Below are 3,865 nucleotides of genomic sequence, written 5' to 3'. Positions count from 1 at the left end.
TCGGCGCCTGGCGTGGGCGACCTCGAGTTGTCCGACATCCCTCCTGCAGACCGCACGACGCCGGCCGGACGCTTTGTCGCCAGCTATGGCCCAGCCTATGGCGGCCAGACCGTCCTTTGGGTGGACTACGAGACCTCCGTCTCGCTGCACCCGGTGGTCACCACAAATCCCAAGGAACACCGCCTGGAACGCTTGGCGTCCCCGACTCCTGAGGACAACCGTATCACCTTTGGCTGCATCAACGTCGCGGCCGCCTTCTATGAAGAGGTGGTGCGACCAACCTTCATGGGCACTAGCGGCGTGGTCTACATTCTGCCGGAAGCGACGTCGTTGGATGAGGTCTTCCCGTCGCTTCAAGCGAAGGCGGGCGCTGTCTCGGGGCTGTTGCCCTGACCCCCTGACGCAGGGTCGATTTCAGCTAGGATCAGCCGGCCCGCGCCCACGGACAGGCTCTCCCCGCGGGCAAGGATCACAGCGTCTTGGGCGGCAAGGTGTTCGTCGCCGGCCTTAGTCGCCTCCAGCGCCAGCACGAAGGTTGTCTCGGCCGCGCCATCAATGATCGCCGGGCCATCCACGCGCCTTACGCGGGTGACGTAGGCGCCGCGGCGGACCATCAGGTTGAGATCGCGGATGGGGCCTTGGTGAAGCGTGGCGGCGCAGGCCACGTCGCCCGGAAAGGCGAAGGGGACGGCGGCGTCGAGTGTGACGGCTGCGAGGCCCTCGACCGCCAATTCCAGGCCTGATCCCTCGATCACCGTCAGGACCCGATCGACGCCGGGGAAGGCCGAGAACGGCCCCCCTCGCGACACGTCGGCGATACTGATCCGCCAGTCGAAGGCGTCCAGGACTGCGGTTGGCGGCCAGATCGCCACCTCCCGCGTCACCCCGCCGCCGTTCTTCCACGGCGTCGGCGTGCGATCGGCGGCGCGCAGGACCCGCATCAGCCGAGGATGCCCGGCAGGTCGAGACCCTTTTCGCGAGCGACCTCGAGGGCGATCTCATAGCCGGCGTCGGCATGGCGCATGACGCCGGTCGCCGGGTCGTTCCACAGCACGCGTTCGATGCGCTTGGCGGCGGCCTGGGTGCCGTCGCAGACGATGACCATGCCCGAGTGTTGTGAGAAGCCCATGCCGACACCGCCGCCATGGTGCAGCGAAACCCAGGTCGCGCCCGATGCGGTGTTGAGCAGGGCGTTCAGCAGTGGCCAGTCGGACACCGCGTCGGATCCGTCGCGCATGGCCTCCGTCTCGCGGTTGGGGGATGCGACCGAGCCGCTATCCAGGTGGTCGCGGCCGATGACGATTGGCGCCTTCAGTTCGCCCGAGGCGACCATCTCGTTGAAGGCCAGGCCCAAGCGATGGCGATCGCCCAGACCGACCCAGCAAATGCGGGCGGGCAGGCCCTGGAACTTGATCTTCTTGCCGGCCATGTCGAGCCAGTTGTGCAGGTGCGGGTTGTCCGGGATCAGCTCCTTCACCTTGGCGTCGGTTCGGGCGATGTCTTCGGGATCGCCTGACAGAGCCACCCAGCGGAACGGGCCGATGCCGCGGCAGAACAGCGGGCGGATGTAGGCCGGCACGAAGCCCGGGAAATCGAAGGCGTTGGCGACGCCCTCTTCCTTGGCCATCTGGCGGATGTTGTTGCCGTAGTCGACGGTAGGAACGCCGGCGGCCTGGAAGTCCAGCATCGACCGGACATGCTCGGCCATCGAGGCGCGGGCCGCTTCGTCGACCTGTTTGGGGTCCTGCTCGCGCATGGCGGCCCAGCGCTCCAGGCTCCAGCCCTTGGGCAGGTAGCCGTTGATCGGATCGTGGGCGGAGGTCTGGTCGGTCAGCAGGTCAGGGCGCACGCCGCGCTTGAACAGTTCGGGCAGCAACTCGGCGGCGTTGCCGAGCAGGCCGACCGAGATCGGGGTCTTGTCGGCGCAGGATTGCTCGATCCAGGCCAACGCCTCGTCCAGATCCTCGGTCGCCTTGTCTAGATAGCCGGTCCGCAGGCGCATCTCGATCCGCGAGGGCTGGCACTCGATGGCCAGGCAGGAGGCCCCGGCCATTACGGCGGCCAGCGGCTGGGCGCCGCCCATGCCGCCCAGCCCGGCGGTCAGCAGCCACTTGCCCGACAGATCGCCAGCATAGTGCTGGCGGCCCATCTCGACAAAGGTCTCATAGGTGCACTGAACGATGCCCTGGGCGCCGATGTAGATCCACGAGCCGGCGGTCATCTGGCCGTACATAGCCAGACCCTTGCGATCGAGCTCGTTGAAATGCTCCCAGGTCGCCCAGCGCGGCACCAGATTGGAGTTGGCGATCAACACGCGCGGCGCGTCGGCGTGGGTGCGGAACACCCCGACCGGCTTGCCCGACTGCACCAGCAGGGTCTCGTCGTCCTCGAGCCGGCGCAGGGTCTCGACGATCTTGTCGTAGCTTTCCCAGTCGCGGGCGGCGCGGCCGATGCCGCCATAGACCACCAGTTCCTCCGGCCGCTCGGCCACGTCGGGGTGCAGGTTGTTCATCAGCATGCGCAGCGGCGCTTCGGTCAGCCAGCTCTTGGCCGAGAGCTTGGTCCCGGTGGCGGGGCGGATGACGCGGGTGGGGTCGAGGCGGGTCATGGAATGGCTCAGACTTTGGCGAAGGCGAGGCACGCCTTCAGGACATCGGTGAGGGCCGCGCGCATCGGCGCGGCCTGGATTTCGGAATAGGGGGTGGGCCAGGTCGAAGGCGTGGGCGCCGCCGCCGGGTCGTCCATGTAGCCCCGGCAGGCCAGTTCCATCTGGATGGCGTGGACGCCGTCCTTGGGCTGGCCATAGTGGCGGGTCGTCCAGCCGCCCTTGAAGCGACCGTTCGTCACGCGGCTGAACGAACTGGCGTCGCAGGCGGCTTCGACCGCGACGGTTAGGCCATCGTCGCAACTGGCTCCGGAATTGGTCCCGAGGTTGAAGTTGGGCAGCGGCCCCTCGAACAGGCGCGGGATCACCGAGCGGATCGAATGGGCCTCATACAGCACCACCTTGCCGTGGAGCCCGCGCAGCCGCGTGAGTTCGGCGGCCAGGGCGGTGTGGTAGGGCTCGAAATAGGTCATCCGCCGCCGCGCGATTTCGGCCTCGTCTGGCTCTCGGCCCAGATACAGCGGCTCGCCGTCGAAGGTGGTGGTCGGGCACAGTTCCGTCGTCGCCTGGCCCGGATAGAGCGAAGCGCCGGAGGGATCGCGGTTCACGTCGATGACGCTGCGGCTGATCGACGTGCGCACGGTGGTGGCGCCTAGCTCGCGGGCGAAGCCGTAGAGCCTGTGGATCCACCAGTCGGCGTCTTTGCGGGCCAACCAGGGCGAGATCAGCTGCGCCTCGACGTCTGCGGGGAGCTCGGTTCCCGTGTGCGGGAAGCTGACCACCAGCGGCGCGTCGCCGCGATGCACCTCCAGCCAGTCCATCACGCGACGCCGGGCAGGGCGGCGCCGTTGGCGGCGTCGCAGACCGCGCCGGAACGCACCAGCAGGTTGGCCGCTTCGATATCGGGGTGGAAGTGACGGTCGTCGGTCAGGTGCGGGACCTTGGCGCGCAGCAGGGCGCGCACCGATTCCAGCGCCGGGCTGGAGGTCAGGGGGGCGTGGAAGTCGCAGCCCTGGGCCGCCGCCAGCAGTTCGATGCCGATCACGGCGGTGGCGTTCTCGACCATCGCGAGCAGCCGGCGCGCGCCGTGGGCGGCCATCGAGACGTGGTCTTCCTGGTTGGCCGAGGTCGGGATCGAGTCGACGCTGGCCGGATAGGCCCGTTGCTTGTTCTCCGAGACCAGGGCGGCGGCCGTGACCTGCGGGATCATGAAGCCGGAGTTGAGGCCAGGCTTGGGCGTCAGGAACGCCGGCAGGCCCG

The 3,865-nt window shown here is 68.3% G+C and carries 4 protein-coding genes and 1 pseudogene; 1 reads left to right on the top strand and 4 read right to left on the bottom strand.

Annotation, left to right across the window (positions count from 1 at the left end; genetic code table 11):
- Nucleotides 1–393 (top strand): annotated as a pseudogene (locus tag Q7T84_RS06395) (L,D-transpeptidase); the annotation flags it as partial.
- Here the strand turns inward: Q7T84_RS06395 and Q7T84_RS06390 are convergent.
- From Q7T84_RS06390 to Q7T84_RS06375, 4 genes are all read right to left on the bottom strand, one after another.
- Nucleotides 354–941, bottom strand: coding sequence for a HutD family protein (locus tag Q7T84_RS06390; protein ID WP_304806918.1), 588 nt, complete (start codon nt 939–941; stop codon nt 354–356). The pseudogene Q7T84_RS06395 and the gene Q7T84_RS06390 overlap by 40 nt on opposite strands.
- Nucleotides 941–2,608 carry a urocanate hydratase gene (hutU, locus tag Q7T84_RS06385; protein WP_304806917.1) on the bottom strand — a complete coding sequence of 556 codons (1,668 nt, stop codon included), beginning with the start codon at nt 2,606–2,608 and terminating at the stop codon, nt 941–943. Before hutU ends, Q7T84_RS06390 begins: the two co-directional genes overlap by 1 nt.
- 8 nt (nt 2,609–2,616) lie before the next feature.
- On the bottom strand, nt 2,617–3,429 hold the full coding sequence (hutG, locus tag Q7T84_RS06380) for an N-formylglutamate deformylase (protein WP_304806916.1): 813 nt from the start codon (nt 3,427–3,429) through the stop codon (nt 2,617–2,619).
- Nucleotides 3,426–3,865, bottom strand: a 440-nt coding sequence (locus Q7T84_RS06375) for an aromatic amino acid lyase (protein WP_304806915.1), incomplete at its 5' end; no start/stop codon positions are given. The genes hutG and Q7T84_RS06375, both read right to left, overlap by 4 nt.

Origin of the sequence: Phenylobacterium sp. (assembly GCF_030654915.1) — a bacterium.
Taxonomy (GTDB): domain Bacteria; phylum Pseudomonadota; class Alphaproteobacteria; order Caulobacterales; family Caulobacteraceae; genus Phenylobacterium.
Note: the sequence above shows the minus strand (reverse complement) of the source record. Positions and strands in the feature narration are given on the sequence as shown.